A 17870-nucleotide genomic window follows, 5' to 3' on the forward strand; every position below is an offset into this window, starting at 1 on the left:
TCACCAGACGGAGAGATTCAGCCTTGGATTGGCCTACCCTGCTCAACCGCGAACGCCTCGGCAAGCCGCTGCACAGCCCGCAAGAACTCGGCCGCAGCCCCTTTCACAAAGACCATGACCGCATCATTTTCTCCGGTGCCTTCCGCCGTCTCGGGCGCAAGACTCAAGTGCATCCGGTCACCAGCAACGATCACATTCACACCCGCCTGACCCACTCGCTGGAAGTCAGCTGCGTCGGCCGCTCGCTGGGCATGCGTGTCGGTGAAACCTTGCGCAGCGCGCTGCCAGACTGGTGCGACCCGGCCGACCTCGGCATGGTCGTGCAATCGGCCTGCCTGGCGCATGACATCGGCAACCCGCCATTCGGCCATTCCGGCGAAGACGCCATCCGCCACTGGTTCCAACAAGCCGCCGGGCGCGGCTGGCTCGATGGCATGAGCGACGCCGAGCGCGGTGACTTCCTCAATTTCGAAGGCAACGCTCAGGGCTTTCGCGTGCTGACGCAGCTGGAATATCACCAGTTCGATGGCGGCACGCGTCTGACCTACGCGACCCTGGGCACCTATCTGAAGTACCCGTGGACCGCGCGCCACGCCGACTCTCTCGGCTACAAGAAACACAAATTCGGTTGCTACCAGAGCGAACTGCCGTTGCTCGAACAGATCGCCCACAAGCTCGGCCTGCCGCAGCTCGAAGACCAGCGCTGGGCACGCCATCCACTGGTGTATCTGATGGAGGCCGCCGATGACATCTGCTACGCGTTGATCGATCTGGAAGACGGTCTCGAGATGGAGCTGCTCGACTACGCCGAAGTCGAATCGCTGCTGCTGGGCCTGGTCGGTGACGACTTGCCGGAAACCTATCGCCAGCTCGGCCCGCAGGATTCCCGCCGACGCAAACTGGCGATCCTGCGCGGCAAGGCCATCGAGCACCTGACCAACGCGGCAGCGCGGGCATTTGTCGAACAGCAGGACGCCCTGCTCGCGGGTACGCTGCACGGCGATCTGGTCGAACACATGCACGGGCCGGCAAAGCGCTGCGTGTTGAATGCCAAGGACATCGCGCGCAAGAAGATCTTCCAGGACAAGCGCAAGACGCTGCATGAGATCGGCGCCTATACCACGCTGGAGATTCTGCTCAATTCGTTCTGCGGCGCCGCACTGGAACAACACAACGGCCGCACGCCGTCGTTCAAGAGTCGGCGCATCCTCGATCTGCTCGGCAACAACGCGCCCGATCCGCAGGGCTCGCTGCACAGCTCGTTTCTGCGCATGATCGATTTCATCGCCGGCATGACCGACAGTTACGCCAGCGACATGGCGCTGGAGATGACCGGACGTTCAAGTCACTGATGGCGCTGGAGATGACCGGACGTTCAAGTCACTGATCGCGCTGTATCTGGCCTGCTGCTGATCGGGCCGGCCAAATACAGTGACGTTCTCCGGCCCGACTGCACCAAACCTCAAACATGGTGGTTTCTCTCGCTGAATGCAGTCGGGCTATCGTCGAGTCATCAGATAAAACAAACAGCGTGGGTTAAACACAACTTTAAACAGATGCAAATAACGGAGATCGATATTAACCAAGGAACCAGATTTCGCTAAAAGCCAGCAACGACCGCGCACTTCCTTACGTCAAACCTAATTTCAACGTAGTCCGATTCTTCATTATGCGTAGGATTAATCCGATAGCGTAGTCGAGCCCCCGGCAGTCCATGCGAGTGTTCATTCAACTGAGCTAAGGTGCGCGCTTTATTCATGCTTGCATGGGACTCTATTTATGAACTCCGTTTTTATTGTGGACGATCACCCGGTCATCCGTCTCGCCGTGCGAATGTTGCTGGAACATGAAGGCTACAAGGTCGTCGGTGAGACCGATAACGGAGTTGATGCCATGCAAATGGTCCGTGAATGCATGCCCGACCTGGTCATTCTCGATATCAGCATCCCCAAGCTGGACGGCCTGGAAGTACTGGCGCGTTTCAATAGTATGGGTTCGAATTTCAAGATCCTTATTCTGACGGCACAGTGTCCTACGCTGTTTGGCATCCGCTGCATGCAATCGGGAGCCTCGGGCTATGTCTGTAAACAGGAAGACTTGAGCGAACTGGTCAGTGCAATTAAAGCGGTACTGTCCGGTTACAACTATTTCCCCAGCCAGGCGCTCAATCCGGTTCGCAGCGACGATATCAGGTACGCCGAGCTGGAATTATTCAAAGCCGTCAACGATCGCGAATTAATGGTGTTGCAGTTATTTGCCCAGGGACGTACCAACAAGGAAATCGCCAAGGGCATGTTCCTGAGCAACAAGACCGTAAGCACCTACAAAAAGCGCCTGATGCAAAAACTCAAGGCCAGGTCCCTTGTAGAACTTATCGAAATGGCCAAACGCAACGCACTCGTGTGAGACCCCGCATGCCCAGCCGTTTGAAGGACTATCTAATCGCCTTGAGCGCAGGTCTGTGCCTGAGCGCCAATGCGTCTGCCATGCCGGGCGAATCAGCGGAATACGCCTTGCTCAGCCGGGCGACCGCAGCCGTTCCGGTTGCCTTGCAGCCGGTCCAACGGCAGTGGCTGCAGACGCGCAAAGAATTGATCCTGGGAACGTCTGCACCTGACTATCCGCCGTTCGACATGACCGTCAGCGGCAAGGAGTACGAGGGACTGACCGCCGACTACGCAGGGATTATCGGCAAGGCCACCGGTTTGCCGATTCGGGTGCAACGCTTTGCCTCACGCGACGCCGCAATCAGCGCATTGATCAATGGCCAGGTCGACGTGCTCGGCACAGCAAATGGATACGAAGCAGGTAATGCCAACCTGGCCCTCTCCATTCCCTATGCAGTCGATCAGCCGGTGCTGGTGACGCGCGAGGACGAAACCCGCTCACTGACTGAAGGCCTGGCCGGCCTGCGCTTGAGCATGGTCTATCACTATCTGCCGCTGCCCGAGATCAGAGCGATGTATCCCAAGGCGCTGATCACCTGTTACCCGTCCTACCAGAACGCAATCAACGCGGTTGCCTTTGATCAGGCCGACGTGTTTCTCGGCGACACCCTCTCCACCCATTACATGATCAACAAGGGCTATCTCAACAACGTGCGCATGGCCAATTTCGGCAAGCAGGAAGCCCAGGGCTTCAGCTTCGCGGTACGGCGCAGCAATCCGCACCTGTTGAGCGTGATCGACACGGTGCTCGAGGCAGTCCCGGGCACTCAGCGTGACGACATTGCCAAACGCTGGAGCGCCGGCAGCGACCTGCTGCTGACGGACAGGAAACTCCAGCTGACGGAGCGCGAGGAAAGCTGGCTCAAACAACATCCGGTGGTCAACGTTGTCGTCAATGAAGCTTACGCACCGCTGACGTTCTTCGACAGTGCAGGCAACTTTCGCGGCATCAGCGCCGATCTGCTCGAGCTGATTCGCTTGCGTACCGGGTTGCGTTTCAATATTCAACGCAGTCGCAATGACGCAGAAATGATCAAGCAAATCGACAACCACAAAGCCGATCTGATTGCCGCCCTGCTGCCCAGCGCCGAACGTGAAAAAAAACTGCAGTTCAGTCGCCCGTATCTGGAAAACTCCTATGTACTGCTCACCCGCAAAAGCGCCGATGGTCCGACCAACCTGGCGCAGCTGAAAGGCAAGCGGCTGGCCATCGCTCAGGGCAACCCGCTGATCGACAACCTGCGCCAGGAACATCCCGGCATTGAGCTGATCGAAACACCTGACACGTTCAGTGCCGTGTCGATGCTTGCCGAAAACCATGTCGAGGGTGCAGTGAATTCGTTGGTGATTGCCAACTACTTCATCTCTTCGCGCATCTTTGACCGGCCATTGCAGATCACCACCACGATCGGCACCGGCCAGGCCGCTTTTTCGCTGGCCACCGCCCGGGACAATACTGAACTGGCCTCGATCATCAACAAGGCACTATTGAGCATCGCCCCCGAAGAACTCGGCGTTATCAACGGTCGCTGGCGCGGGTATTCCACTGCCTCGCAGAACATCTGGCAGAACTACCAGCGCCTGTTCTATCAAGTGGTCGCCGCCGCTGCCCTGGTACTGCTGTTGCTGTTGACCTGGAATGCCTACATGCGTCATCAGATCAAACAGCGCCAGGCCGCCGAACGTGCATTGAGCGACCAACTGGAATTCATGCGCTCGCTGGTCAATGGCACACCGCATCCGATCTATGTCCGTGACCGACAGGGTCTTCTGCAAAGTTGCAACGACAGTTATCTCGAAGCGTTCAATGCCCGGCGCGAGGACATCATTGGCAAAGGTGTCATGCAGGGCACGCTGAGCAATGCGTTCGAAGCCCAGGCATTCCATGCCGATTACCAGAGAGTCATCGCCGAAGGCACTCCGTTGATACTTGACCGGCCGCTGCATATCGGCAACCGACGCCTGACCATCTATCACTGGATACTTCCCTATCGCGACTCCAGCGGCGCGGTCCAGGGCATCATCGGCGGCTGGATCGACATCAGCGAACGCCGCCAATTGTTCGATGAGCTGCGCGCGGCCAAGGAGCGGGCGGACGAGGCGAATCGGGCCAAGAGTACATTTCTGGCGACCATGAGCCATGAAATACGCACGCCGATGAATGCCGTGATCGGGATGCTCGAACTGACCCTCAGACGCATTGATCCGCACCATCCTGATCGCGCGTCGATCGACACGGCCTACCATTCGGCCAAGGACCTGTTGGGCTTGATCGGCGACATTCTCGACATAGCGCGCATCGAATCCGGGCGCCTTGGCCTGTGTCCGGAATGGATCAATCTGGTCGACACGGTCAATTCCGTTGCGCGCATCTTCGACGGTCTTGCCCGACAGAAGAATCTCGCCTTGCAAACTGTCTTCAACCCCCGGGATCCGGCCGTAGATGTGCATCTGGACCCACTGCGCTTCAAACAAGTGCTGTCCAACCTGGTCAGCAATGCCATCAAATTCACCGAACACGGGCACGTGCGGATTACCCTGGAAATGCTCACATCGGACGCCCCCGGACGCACCTTGATGCAATTGACCGTGCAGGACAGTGGAACCGGTATCAGTGCCGAGGACCAACAGCGTCTGTTCGAACCTTTCGCACAGGCGGAAAACGGCAGCCGGCAAGCCAAAAACGGCGCGGGGCTTGGACTGGTCATCAGTCGGAACCTGTGCGAAATGATGGGCGGGCAATTGCAGTTGAGCAGCCAGCCCGGCATCGGCACTCAAGTCTGCGTGTCGCTGCCACTGGACAGCCAGCCGGCGAAAATCAATCCGCAGAAAGGCGAACCGTTGATCAAGACCGCAACAACCCCATTACACGTACTGGTCGTCGACGACCATCCCGCCAATCGCCTGCTGATGTGCCAGCAACTGGAATTCCTCGGTCATCGCTTCAGCCTCGCCGGGGACGGCTGCAGCGGTCTCGAACGCTGGAAGTCAGGGCATTTCGATCTGGTGATTGTCGACTGCAACATGCCTTTGATGAACGGCTATGAGATGACTCGCGCGATTCGCCAACTGGAACTGCACAACCGCCGGCCGCCGTGCACCGTGCTGGGCTTCACCGCCAATGCACAGCCTGAAGAAATCCAGCGCTGCAAGCTTGCCGGCATGAACGATTGCCTGTTCAAGCCGTTGAGCCTGACCCTGCTCGGGCAGTGGATCGATGAAATCACACCGACCTTCCCCGCGCCGGTATTCGACCTGCAAAGTCTGAGCGTGCTGACCGGCGGCAACCCGGCGCAGACACGTCGCATGCTCGCGGAACTGCTTAAAAGCAGCCGTCTCGACCGCGAGGAACTGCTCACTCTGTCACCCGAAGATGATCGCGAAGCATTGGCCGTGGTTGCGCACAAGATCAAGGGCGCGGCACGCATCGCCCAGGCCTCGCGGTTGATCGAATGTTGCGACGCCCTCGAGGAAGCTTGCCAGCAAGCCCTCGCATCGCAGGAGACTGCCCGCCACTGGGCGGCCACCAGTCAGGCAATGCTCGAACTGGAACAGGCCCTGCAGAATCAATTGACCCTGGCCGATCAAGGCACATTGAGCGAGTCTTAACTATGCTTTGGCGCTGAGCAGTGAGTTAAACATTCATGGAGAGCCTGCAATGCACAGCCCACTGCGCCCCGAGCAACGCCGGTTGCCGCTGCACGTGCACATCAGCGTCATGTTCACCTTTCTCTTGTTGCTCACGGGCGTGGTGCTGGGCCTGTTCAATTACCACCAGACCACGCAAATCATCCTGTCGAGCAGCGAGAAACTGTTCGATCGCATCGAACAGGACGTACGCAACGACTTGCAGGCGACTTATCAGCCGATCCGCAACCTGCTGAGCCTGCTGGCAGAGACCCCGGCCGCCGACACTGGCAATTTCGAGCAGCGCCTGTCTTTGCTCAAGCCCTTCAGCCAGTCACTCAGCGACAACCCGGCACTGGCGTCGCTGTATCTGGGTTATGCCAGTGGCGACTTCTTCATGGTGCGGGCACTGCGCTCCGCGGCGATCAAAGCACAATTGCAGGCGCCGGACGCAGCGGCATACCAGGTCTGGAGCATCGAACACGACCCGCAAGGCGCCGTACGCTCGCAATCACTGTTCTTTGATCAGGCTCTGTCTCTGATCATCCGGCGCGAGCATCCCGAAGACGCTTACGATCCGCGCAGCCGAAACTGGTTCAGCGAGGCCCTGCAGCAGGCCGGGCAGATCACCACCGAGCCTTACGTATTTTTTTCCACCCATAACGTCGGCACCACCCTGGCCCGACGCGCCGGCGAGCATGCCGTGATCGGTGCCGACCTGACGCTGGCCGCGTTGTCGACGACGCTGAACAAACATCGGGTCACCGCGTCGACCGAAATCGCCTTGTACGATGCCGATGGCAATGCCGTGGCTTATCCCGACAGCAGTCGCCTGATCGTCGATGACCGCACCGCGCGGCTCGCCAGAGCCGCCGATCTCAGCCCGGAGTTGAGCGCGCTGCTGAGCACTGAAAACAACGGCAAGCGCCTGCAGGTCAACGGTCGACAGTGGATTGTTGCGCGCACGAGTATTCAGGAAGGCGGACCGAAAGGTCTGCAATTGGCGCTGCTGGTGCCGGAAGACGAATTATTGGTGGATGCATTCCGCATGCGCTGGCAAGCCGCGCTGATTACCCTGACCATCCTCTTGCTGTGCCTGCCATTGGGCTGGGTGATTTCGCGGATCCTGGTCAAGCCGCTGCACGCCCTGGTCAAGGAAGCCGATGCGATCCGCAGCTTCGACTTCAATTTTCCGCTGGCGAGACGCTCCCTCGTACTGGAAGTCGATCAATTGAGCCTGTCGATGGCCCGGATGAAGGAAACCCTGGGGAGCTTCTTCCGGATCACCGACAGCCTGTGCGCCGAAACACGTTTTGCCCCGCTGCTCGAGCGCGTGCTGTTCGAAACCGTACAGATCGCCCAGGCGCAGGCCGGTCTGATCTACCTGCGCGGAGCCGACGGTGCGCGCATGGAACCTTATGGTCTGATCATCAACGGCGTGCCCCAGGCACTGGAGGCGTTCGATATTCAGGGGCGTGACCTGCACAAGAACACCGGGCCGGCCTGGTTCGAACAACTGGTCAGCGCGAACAATGTGGTCAGCCATCTGGGCTTCGATCAGGCGGGCGACTTGCAGAAAATCCTGCTGGCCATGGAATCGCCGCGCATTCATCTGATCGGTATCCGCCTGCACAACCAGCATGACGAAACCATCGGCCTGCTGATTTTGCTGGTCAATGACAGCGGCGCGCCGAGCGATCTGGAAAAGCTGCGGCCCGACCGCATCGCCTTTTTGCAAGCCGTCTCGGGCGCGGCGGCGGTCAGCATTGAAAGTCAGCGCCTGCAGGCCCGGCAAAAACAGTTGCTGGACGCGTTCATCCAACTGCTCGCCAGCGCAATCGACGCCAAGAGTCCGTACACCGGCGGCCATTGCCAGCGTGTGCCGGAGCTGACGCTGATGCTCGCCCAGGCTGCCGCCGCCAGCCAGGAACCGGCCTTCAGCGCCTATCAACCCAGCGAAGATGAATGGGAGGCGCTGCACATCGCCGCGTGGCTGCACGATTGCGGCAAGGTCACGACGCCGGAATACGTGGTCGACAAAGCCACCAAACTCGAGACCATCCACGACCGCATCCACGAGATCCGCACCCGCTTCGAAGTGCTCAAGCGTGACGTGTGGATCAACTACTGGCAGACGCTGGCGGCAGGCGCAGACGAAGCTGCGCTGGCCCGCTCGCGCGACCATGAGTTGCTGACGCTGGATGAGGATTTTGCCTTTGTCGCCCGCTGCAATCTCGGTGGCGAGGCCATGGCCGAGGCCGATCTGCAACGCCTTGAGCAGATTGCCAAGCGCACCTGGATGCGCACACTCGATGATCGCCTCGGTGTGTCCTGGGAGGAAAACGGCCGTCAGGCAAAAACGCCGGCGCCGGCGTTGCCCGTCAGCGAAAGGCTGCTCGCCGACAAACCCGAGCACCTGATCGAACGCAACCAGAACGAACTGATCCCGGAAGACAACCCCTGGGGCTTCAAGCTCGATGTGCCCACCTACAAATACAACCGCGGTGAGCTGTACAACCTGAAGATCAACCGTGGCACGCTGACCCGCGAAGAGCGCTACATCATCAATCACCACATGGTGCAGACGATCATGATGCTCAGCCACCTGCCCTTCCCCGGCCACCTGGACAGCATTGCCGAAATCGCCGGCGGCCATCACGAAAAAATGGATGGCACCGGCTACCCGAAACGGTTGAAACGCGAGGACATGAGCCTGCCGGCCAGAATGATGGCGATTGCCGATATTTTCGAAGCGCTGACAGCGGCCGATCGGCCTTACAAGAAAGCCAAGACGCTGAGCGAGGCGCTGGGGATCATGGCGACCATGTGCCGTGAAGCGCACATCGATGCGCCACTGTTTGGCCTGTTCATCAACGAGGGGGTGTACATGCAGTACGCGACGCGGTTTCTCGATCCAGCGCAAATCGACAGCGTGGACACGGCCAGCCTGTTGCACAAGGCTGGCCTCAGCGGTTGATCAGCAGTCGGTCAGGCGCAGGAAAATCGCCGCCAGCTGCTCGATGCCGGCCTGATCTTCGGCGCCGAAACGCGCCAGCTTCGGGCTGTCGAGGTCGAGCACGCCGATCAGGCGACCGTCCTTGACCAACGGCACAACCAGTTCGCTGTTGGACGCACTGTCGCAGGCGATGTGGCCGGGGAATGCATGCACATCCTCGACGCGCTGGGTCTGCAGACTGGCAGCAGCGGCGCCACATACGCCACGGCCGAACGGGATGCGCACGCAAGCGATCTGGCCCTGAAACGGGCCGAGTACCAGTTCTTCGTTGCGATTGAGGTAGAAACCGGCCCAGTTCAGATCATCGAGCTGGTTGAACAGGAACGCGGAAAACTGCGCGGCATTGGCGATGAAATCGCGCTCGTCCGCCAGCAGCGATTCCAGTTGCGCGGCCAACATACCGTAGCCTTCAAGGCCCCGGCCGCTGTGTTGCAAATCAATCATGCCTTGTGCTCCAGCAATTTCAGTCCCACCCAGTAGCGGGCGAATTGATACGCGCAACGTCCGTTGCGATTACCGCGGCCGGTGGCCCAGCGCACGGCGAGAATGTCCAGTGCTTCGTCGCGCTCCCAGCTCAGGCCGGCCTTGGCAGCCAACTGGCCGATCCAGTGCTCGACGACATTGAGGAAATGTTCTTGGGTAAACGGGTAGAACGACAGCCACAGGCCGAAACGGTCCGACAAGGCAATCTTGTCTTCTACCGCTTCGCTCGGGTGCAATTCGCCATCGACGCGCTTCCAGTTTTCGTTGTCGCTTTCCTTTTCCGGCACCAGGTGGCGGCGGTTGGAAGTGGCGTACAGCAAGACGTTGTCGGGGGCCTGCTCGAGCGAACCATCGAGCACGCTTTTCAGCACGCGGTAGTCACCTTCGCCGGATTCGAACGACAAGTCATCGCAGAACAGCACGAAACGTTGCGGCAATTTGGCGACTTGCTCGACCACTCGTGGCAAGTCCGCCAGATGATCGCGCTCGATTTCGATCAGACGCAGGCCCGCGCCAGCGTGTTCGGCAAGCAACGCACGCACCAGCGAGGACTTGCCGGTACCGCGCGAGCCCCAGAGCAAGGCGTGGTTGGCCGGCATGCCATCAAGAAATTGTTGTGTGTTGCGCCCCAACTGCTCCAGCTGACGGTCGACGCCGATCAGGTCCGACAGGCGCATGTCGAGGCTGACTTCCAGCGGCAGCAGATAACCGCTGCGCCCGTCACGCTGCCAGCGCGCCGCCAGGCAAGTGTTCCAGTCAATCACAGGACGCGGTGCCGGCAACAGCGGTTCGATTCGCGCCAGAACCGACTCGGCGCGTTCAAGAAAAGCATTCAATCGTGAATCCACGTCTTCTCCTCGGGCACTTTCACAGTGATGATGACGATCCAGCGACCCTGCACAGATAGAATTGCCCGAGCAAGCCTTGTTACAAGGCGATTCGGGAACCTCGGTATCCATACATGATCGACTATGCTTGAGCAGCGAAGGGAAACGGAAGTGGTTCAACACCCCATGGATATCAAATTCACCCACCGGCTGTCTTACAAGCAAGCCAGGCTTACCGTGCTGGTCGGGTTCATTCTGGGCACCCTGCTCAGTCTGCTGCAGATCGGCATCGATTATGCCAGCGAAGACGCGTCCATCAACCGTGAAATCCTCGCGCTGCTGGAAATCAGCCACAATCCGGCCTCGCGCATCGCCTATAACATCGACGCCGAACTGGCGCAGGAACTCACCCTGGGCCTGCTGCGCTCGCCCGCGATCATCGCCGCGCAACTGATCGACAACAACGATACCGTGCTGGCCAACGTCAAACGCCCGGAGCTGCAGAGCAACTACCGGCTGATCAGCGACTTCCTGTTCGGCGCCAAGCGTCATTTCGAAGACCGCCTGTACCTTGACCACTTGCCCAACGAATCCCTCGGCGTGCTCAAACTGGAAGTCGACACTTACGCCTTTGGCAGTCGCTTCCTGCGCCGCGCCGAAGTCACCCTGCTCAACGGTTTCGCCCGCAGCCTGCTGCTGACCGGGATCCTCCTGGCGCTGTTCTACGTGATGCTGACCAAGCCGCTGGTGCGGGTCATCCGTGAACTCAGCGGCCGTGATCCACGCAGCGCCGAGCCGACCACGCTCGAGTGCCCCGCCGGCCACGGCAACGATGAAATCGGCGTACTGGTCAAAGTTGCCAACCAGCAATTCGAGAACATTGCCACCGAAATCCAGCAACGGCGCACAGCGGAAAACCGCCTGACCGAATACCTCGCGCAACTGGAAGACATCGTCTCGGCGCGCACCGCCGAGCTCAAGGCCATCAATACCCGCCTCAGCCAATCCAACGAAGAACTCGAAGCGGCGCGCCGCACTGCGTTGGACATGGCCGAAGCACGTTCGGCGTTTCTGGCCAACATGAGCCATGAAATCCGCACGCCACTCAACGGGTTGCTGGGGATGATCGCGCTGTCGCTGGATGGCCCGCTGAACGCCGAGCAGCAGCAACAACTGTCGATTGCCCACGATTCGGGCAAGGTGCTGGTGGAGCTGCTCAACGATATTCTCGATCTGTCGAAATTCGACGCCGGGCAACTGGAGCTGGAAAACATCCCGTTCGATCTCGGTTCGTTGATCGAGGATACCGCCAACCTGCTTTCGCAGAATGCCGCACCGAGCGTCGAATTGACCTGCCTGATCGAGCCGAACTTTCCGGCGCTGGTGCTGGGCGACCCGACGCGAGTGCGGCAGATTGTCAGCAACCTGTTGTCGAATGCGCTGAAATTCACCCGCTTCGGTCGGGTCGATGTGCGTTTGTCAGCTCACAAGGATGGCGTGCGCATCGAAGTCTGCGACACCGGCATCGGCATCGCCCAGGAAGCCCAGGTGAAAATCTTCCAGCCGTTTACTCAGGCCGGTGCTGGTATCACCCGGCAATACGGCGGCACCGGGTTGGGTCTGGCGCTGACGTACAACCTCTGCGAAGCGATGCAGGGTCGTCTGACCATCAGTTCCGAAAGCGGCTTCGGCAGCCAGTTCTGTGCCGAGCTGCCACTGCCCTCTCACACCCGCGCGCTGGTACCGGAGCCGTTACGCGGCAAGGTTCTGGCGATCACCGCTGCCAGCAGCGGTCTGGCGGAGTTGCTGAAAAGCTTGTTGCCGGTCTGGGGGCTGGAGTACATGCAACGCACCATCGACGATTCGCGGCTGGGCCTCAATCCCGACGTGGTGATCACCGATTGCCCGGAATGCCTGTTCGGTTTGCGCCCGAGCATCACTGCGCCGATCTTGCTGGTGACGGCTTACGGCAGTTTTCTGCCCAGCGAAGAAGCCGCCGCCCTCGCCCCGCTGCAACAGCAAGCCCGGCCGCTGGCGCGTAATGCGCTGCACCAGCATCTGCGGCGGATTCTGCAACCGGGTGTCGGCACCCTCAGTGAATCGCAAGCGGACGCCTCGCCTTCCGCGCGTCGTGGCAAGGTGCTGCTGGTCGAGGACAACCCCGTCAACCAGTTGGTCGCCAAAGGCATGCTCGGCAAGCTTGGCTGCGACGTGGTGGTGGCCGGCCATGGTGCCGAGGCGCTGGATCAGCTGGAATTCACCGATTTCGATCTGGTGCTGATGGACTGCAACATGCCGGTGATGGACGGCTATGAAGCCAGTCGGCAGATTCGCCAGAGCGGGCGCTGGCCGAATCTGCCGATTGTCGCGCTGACTGCCAATGCCATGTCCGAAGAGCGCGAACGTTGCCGCGCGGCGGGCATGAGCGACTATCTGGCCAAACCGTTTCGCCGCGAAGAACTCGCGGCGTTGCTCGATCAATGGATGCCGACTACGACAGCGCTTTGATCTGCCCGAGCAAGTGATCAAGGCCGGCGCGCAAGTCGTTGAGCCGGTCGAGATCAACGCCGCTGTCGCACAGCAGCCGCGCTTTCAGCGGCCCGACCTGCTCACGCAACGCCCGTCCGGCAGACGTCAGGCTCAAATGAACCTCGCGTTCATCACGTGCCGAACGTCGGCGCTGGACCAGATCAATCTGCTCCAGACGCTTGAGCAACGGCGTCAACGTGCCCGAGTCCAGCGCCAGACGCTCGCCCAAGGCCTTGACCGTCGGTTGCTCCGGCGCAGCATCCTGCCATTCCCACAACACCAGCATCGCCAGGTACTGCGGATAAGTCAGGCCCAACTGATCGAGCATCGGCTTGTAGGCGCGAATCACCGCCCGTGAGGCCGCGTACAGCTTGAAGCACAACTGGCTGTCGAGCTTCAGCGAGTCACCCGGCTGGCTCATTTGAGCAGAGCTTCGATCTCGCCGCTCAAGTCCTGCGGCTTGGTCGTCGGCGCGAAACGCTTGACCATCTGGCCGTCCTTGCCGATCAGGAACTTGGTGAAGTTCCACTTGATGCCTTGCGAACCGAGCACGCCGGGAGCGCGTTTCTTCAACTGCACGAACAGCGGATGAGCATCGGCGCCGTTGACGTCTATCTTTTTGAACAGCGGGAAGCTGACGCCGAAATTCAATTCGCAGAACTCGCTGATGGCGCCCTCGTTGCCCGGTTCCTGCTTGCCGAACTGGTTGCAAGGAAAGCCCAGCACCACCAGCCCTTGGTCCTTGTAGGTCTGCCAGAGCTCTTCGAGGCCCTTGTATTGCGGAGTGAAGCCACACTTGCTCGCCGTGTTGACCACCAACACGGCTTTGCCGGCGTAGTCAGCCAAGGTTTTTTGCTCACCTTTGATGGTGATGCAAGGGATGTTCAGCAGGTTGTCGCTCATGGGTCGGCTCCGCAATTATCAGGAAGGCGCAAACATAACGAGCAATTGAATTGTGTGCAATTCAATTAACCGAAACAAAGGCGACACAACCTGTCGCCTTGTTCGTTACTCGCGGGGCTTGAGATCCAGGCACACCGAGTTGATGCAATAACGCAGGCCGGTCGGCGGCGGGCCATCCGGGAACACATGACCCAAGTGCGCATCACAGCGCGCGCACTTCACTTCAGTGCGGATCATGCCGTGGCTGGTGTCACGAATTTCGGTCATCGCGCTTTCGCCAATCGGCGCATAGAAGCTCGGCCAGCCGCAGCCAGAGTCGAATTTGGTCTTGGAATCGAACAGCGGCTCATTGCAGCAGACGCAGTGGTAGACACCGTCGGTCTTGGTGTCGTTGTATTTGCCCGAGAACGGGCGCTCGGTGGCACTCAGACGGCAGACGTTGTACTGCTCGGGGTCGAGCATGGCCTTCCACTCTTCCAGGGTTTTCTGCAACTTTTCCATCATCACACCTCAGCGGCTGAAAAAGCCCGATCTGTACCTTTTCCACGGATCGGGCGGCACGTATGATTGCGCCTCGTCACGCGCCAGTCTGGCAGCCAGACCGGGCGCATTCAAACGGATTCTGAGCGCAAAAGCGCCGGACCTCCGCCTGTGCGAAGACGCAGCAATCCCAGTACGGTTGTCCATTTGCCGCCTGGATCGTTCATTTTCGGGATCACATCGCCATGCAGTTCAGCAAATCGAACAAGCTCGCCAACGTCTGCTACGACATTCGCGGCCCGGTGCTCAAGCACGCCAAACGACTGGAAGAGGAAGGCCAGCGCATCCTCAAGCTGAACATCGGCAACCCGGCGCCGTTTGGTTTCGAAGCGCCGGACGAAATCCTTCAGGACGTGATCCGCAACCTCCCCACCGCGCAAGGCTACAGCGATTCCAAAGGCCTGTTCAGCGCGCGCAAGGCGGTGATGCAGTACTACCAGCAGAAGCAGGTCGAAGGTGTCGGCATCGAAGACATCTACCTGGGCAACGGTGTGTCCGAGCTGATCGTGATGTCGCTGCAGGCACTGCTCAACAACGGCGACGAAGTGCTGGTGCCAGCCCCGGACTATCCGCTGTGGACCGCTGCCGTCAGCCTCGCCGGCGGTAACGCCGTGCACTACCTGTGCGACGAAGGCGCCGACTGGTTCCCGGATCTGGCTGACATCAAGGCCAAGATCACCCCGAACACCAAGGCCATGGTGATCATCAACCCGAACAACCCGACCGGTGCGGTGTACTCGAAGGAAGTGCTGCTGGGCATGCTGGAAATCGCCCGTGCGCACAACCTGGTGGTGTTCTCCGATGAGATCTACGACAAGATTCTGTATGACGATGCCGTGCACATCTGCACCGCGTCGCTGGCACCGGACCTGCTCTGCCTGACCTTCAACGGCTTGTCCAAATCCTACCGCGTGGCCGGTTTCCGCTCCGGCTGGATCGCCATCTCCGGGCCGAAACACAACGCGCAGAGCTACATCGAAGGCATCGACATGCTGGCCAACATGCGTCTGTGCGCCAACGTGCCGAGCCAGCACGCGATCCAGACCGCGCTGGGCGGTTATCAGAGCATCAACGACCTGGTGCTGCCGCAAGGTCGCCTGCTGGAACAGCGCAACCGCACCTGGGAATTGCTCAACGACATTCCCGGGGTCAGCTGCGTCAAGCCAATGGGCGCGCTGTACGCCTTCCCGAAGATCGACCCGAAGGTCTGCCCGATCCACAACGACGAAAAGTTCGTCCTCGACCTGCTGCTTTCCGAGAAGCTGCTGGTCGTGCAGGGCACGGCATTCAACTGGCCGTGGCCGGATCACTTCCGTGTGGTCACCCTCCCCCGCGTCGATGACCTGGAAATGGCCATCGGCCGTATCGGTAACTTCCTCAAGTCCTACCGCCAGTAATAGGCCATTAGTGCGCAACGGATTGCCCGTTGCGCACTGTCTGATTCAGCAACACATCTTTGTCCCGCACCTTTGCAGCCCTTCTACACTTGCGATGCGAGCCGTAAAGGCCTGTCCGACCTAATGCGCGCGGGGCGAAAGGGTGTGTCAGCTGTATCGGAATCGAGGGTGGGAATTTTCTTTCCCCTCAGGAAACTGCTGTAGGACACAGTTTGAAATAGTCACTCGGTTGAATAGCCCGGTGCCGCACCTTATATACCCCGCAGTACGCTACATCTTTAGCTTGAGGAGAGTTCTACAACCATGATGCGCATCCTGCTGTTTTTGGCCACTAACCTGGCGGTCGTGCTGATAGCCAGCATCACCCTGAGCCTGTTCGGCTTCAACGGGTTCATGGCGGCCAACGGGGTCGACCTCGACCTCAGTCAGCTGCTGGTTTTCTGTGCGGTCTTTGGTTTCGCCGGCTCGTTGTTCTCGCTGTTCATCTCCAAGTGGATGGCCAAGATGAGCACCGGCACGCAAATCATCAGCCAGCCACGCACCCGTCATGAGCAATGGCTGCTGCAAACGGTCGAGCAACTGTCGCGCGAAGCCGGGATCAAGATGCCTGAGGTCGGGATTTTCCCGGCCTACGAAGCGAATGCCTTCGCTACCGGCTGGAACAAGAACGACGCGCTGGTCGCGGTCAGCCAAGGCCTGCTCGAGCGTTTCTCGCCCGATGAGGTGAAAGCCGTACTGGCCCACGAAATCGGTCACGTAGCCAACGGTGACATGGTGACTCTGGCGCTGATCCAGGGCGTGGTGAACACCTTTGTGATGTTCTTCGCGCGGATCATCGGCAACTTCGTCGACAAGGTGATCTTCAAGAACGAAGAAGGCCAGGGCATTGCCTATTACGTGGCGACCATCTTCGCCGAACTGGTGCTGGGCATCCTCGCCAGCGCAATCGTCATGTGGTTCTCGCGCAAGCGCGAATTCCGCGCCGACGAAGCCGGCGCCCGCCTGGCCGGTACCAGCGCGATGATCGGCGCACTGCAACGTCTGCGTGCCGAACAGGGCCTGCCGGTGCACATGCCCGACACCCTGAATGCCTTTGGCATCAACGGTGGCATCAAACAGGGCTTCGCCCGCATGTTCATGAGCCACCCGCCGCTGGAAGAGCGTATTGACGCATTGCGTCGTCGCGGTTGATTTGATCGAAGTGAAAAAGAAGGCCCGCAGTGATGCGGGCTTTTTTGCATCTTCAGATCATGCGTTGTCAGCAAAGTCCCATTCGCTAGCAGGCTCGCTCCCACCTTTGGAATGCGTTCCCCTGTGGGAGCGAGCCTGCTCGCGAAGACGCCGGAGCTGCTAACAGAAAACTATCTGGAAGAAACCCGATAGACCCGCTCCACCAACCACTCAACCCCGCCCTGCAGAAACTTCGGGCTCTCAGCCAGAATATCCCGCTCTTGCAGGTTCTCCACCTGCCAACCCTGGCCCAGCAAGCGCTGCACCTCATCATCATTCACCGCAAACGGCGGCCCCGGAATCTGCGTCTGATCGTAATCCAGGGTAATCACCAGCCCTTTCACCCTCGGCGCCAGCAACTGCTGCAGATGCGCCGTGTAGCGCTCGCGCATCGCTTCCGTCAAGGCAATCAGCGCGGCACGGTCATACAACGCCGTGCAACCGGCAACATCCTCTGCGGTCAGCGCGAAGAAATCCCCGCACCACAGTTCGATGGCATCACTGCGATACACCTTGAATGCGCCCTGCTCGCTGATCTGCGGTTCAATCTTGTACTCAACGAAAAAATCCTCGACGGCCCTTTCCGACAGCTCCACTCCAAGCACCTGATGTCCCTGCCCGGCGAGCCAGAGCAGATCCAGACTTTTCCCGCACAGCGGCACCAGCACGCGCGCTGACGGTGCAATCGCCAGCTCCGGCCAATAGCGCTGCAAATACGGGTTTGCCTCAAACTGGTGAAAGCCGATCTGGTTCGAATCCCATTTCTTGTACCAAAATTCTGGCTGCATGGATCACTCCCGAAAAACCGATGAAAAACCGCAGAAACTTATATTAGATTCAGATCGATGATCTGGCTGAAGATGGCTCATCT

Annotated in this window: 13 protein-coding genes; 7 read left to right on the forward strand and 6 right to left on the reverse strand. The window is 59.6% G+C overall.

Going from position 1 to position 17870, the window contains the following annotated elements:
• Positions 1–23: 23 nt before the first annotated feature.
• From ACZ0AZ_RS00350 to ACZ0AZ_RS00365, 4 genes are all read left to right on the forward strand, one after another.
• Entirely contained in the window at positions 24–1352 is a 1329-nt protein-coding gene (locus ACZ0AZ_RS00350; protein WP_039759875.1) for a deoxyguanosinetriphosphate triphosphohydrolase, read from the forward strand.
• 427 nt (positions 1353–1779) lie between these two features.
• Entirely contained in the window at positions 1780–2406 is a 627-nt protein-coding gene (locus ACZ0AZ_RS00355; RefSeq protein WP_039759876.1) for a response regulator transcription factor, read from the forward strand.
• An 8-nt stretch (positions 2407–2414) separates the two neighbouring features.
• Entirely contained in the window at positions 2415–6056 is a 3642-nt protein-coding gene (locus ACZ0AZ_RS00360) for a transporter substrate-binding domain-containing protein (protein WP_463571010.1), read from the forward strand.
• Positions 6057–6105: 49 nt separating this feature from the next.
• Positions 6106–9051, forward strand: coding sequence for an HD domain-containing phosphohydrolase (locus ACZ0AZ_RS00365; RefSeq protein ID WP_463571008.1), 2946 nt, complete (start codon positions 6106–6108; stop codon positions 9049–9051).
• On the opposite strand, the gene ACZ0AZ_RS00370 is transcribed toward ACZ0AZ_RS00365, so the two are convergent.
• Entirely contained in the window at positions 9052–9534 is a 483-nt protein-coding gene (locus ACZ0AZ_RS00370) for a GAF domain-containing protein (protein ID WP_129997303.1), read from the reverse strand.
• Complete coding sequence (locus ACZ0AZ_RS00375; protein ID WP_039759880.1) at positions 9531–10421, reverse strand: ATP-binding protein; 891 nt, start codon at positions 10419–10421, stop codon at positions 9531–9533. The genes ACZ0AZ_RS00370 and ACZ0AZ_RS00375 overlap by 4 nt, the downstream gene beginning before the upstream one ends.
• 165 nt (positions 10422–10586) lie before the next feature.
• On the opposite strand from ACZ0AZ_RS00375, the gene ACZ0AZ_RS00380 reads away from it, so the two are divergent.
• Complete coding sequence (locus ACZ0AZ_RS00380) at positions 10587–12908, forward strand: hybrid sensor histidine kinase/response regulator (RefSeq protein WP_310405776.1); 2322 nt, start codon at positions 10587–10589, stop codon at positions 12906–12908.
• On the opposite strand, the gene ACZ0AZ_RS00385 is transcribed toward ACZ0AZ_RS00380, so the two are convergent.
• From ACZ0AZ_RS00385 to msrB, 3 genes are all read right to left on the reverse strand, one after another.
• Positions 12892–13350, reverse strand: a complete 459-nt coding sequence (locus ACZ0AZ_RS00385; protein ID WP_039759882.1) for a MarR family winged helix-turn-helix transcriptional regulator — start codon at positions 13348–13350, stop codon at positions 12892–12894. The genes ACZ0AZ_RS00380 and ACZ0AZ_RS00385 overlap by 17 nt on opposite strands.
• Complete coding sequence (locus ACZ0AZ_RS00390; RefSeq protein ID WP_039759884.1) at positions 13347–13832, reverse strand: glutathione peroxidase; 486 nt, start codon at positions 13830–13832, stop codon at positions 13347–13349. Before ACZ0AZ_RS00390 ends, ACZ0AZ_RS00385 begins: the two co-directional genes overlap by 4 nt.
• Before the next feature lie 105 nt (positions 13833–13937).
• On the reverse strand, positions 13938–14333 hold the full coding sequence (msrB, locus tag ACZ0AZ_RS00395; protein ID WP_039759886.1) for a peptide-methionine (R)-S-oxide reductase MsrB: 396 nt from the start codon (positions 14331–14333) through the stop codon (positions 13938–13940).
• 224 nt (positions 14334–14557) lie between these two features.
• Between msrB and ACZ0AZ_RS00400 the strand changes: the two genes are divergently transcribed.
• Positions 14558–15769 carry a pyridoxal phosphate-dependent aminotransferase gene (locus ACZ0AZ_RS00400; RefSeq protein WP_016770856.1) on the forward strand — a complete coding sequence of 404 codons (1212 nt, stop codon included), beginning with the start codon at positions 14558–14560 and terminating at the stop codon, positions 15767–15769.
• A 303-nt stretch (positions 15770–16072) separates the two neighbouring features.
• Positions 16073–16960 carry a protease HtpX gene (gene htpX, locus ACZ0AZ_RS00405; protein ID WP_007908619.1) on the forward strand — a complete coding sequence of 296 codons (888 nt, stop codon included), beginning with the start codon at positions 16073–16075 and terminating at the stop codon, positions 16958–16960.
• 170 nt (positions 16961–17130) lie between these two features.
• On the opposite strand, the gene ACZ0AZ_RS00410 is transcribed toward htpX, so the two are convergent.
• Positions 17131–17787, reverse strand: a complete 657-nt coding sequence (locus tag ACZ0AZ_RS00410) for a thiopurine S-methyltransferase (protein ID WP_463538541.1) — start codon at positions 17785–17787, stop codon at positions 17131–17133.
• Positions 17788–17870 lie beyond the last annotated feature (83 nt).

This window comes from Pseudomonas sp. AC239, from assembly GCF_979258545.1.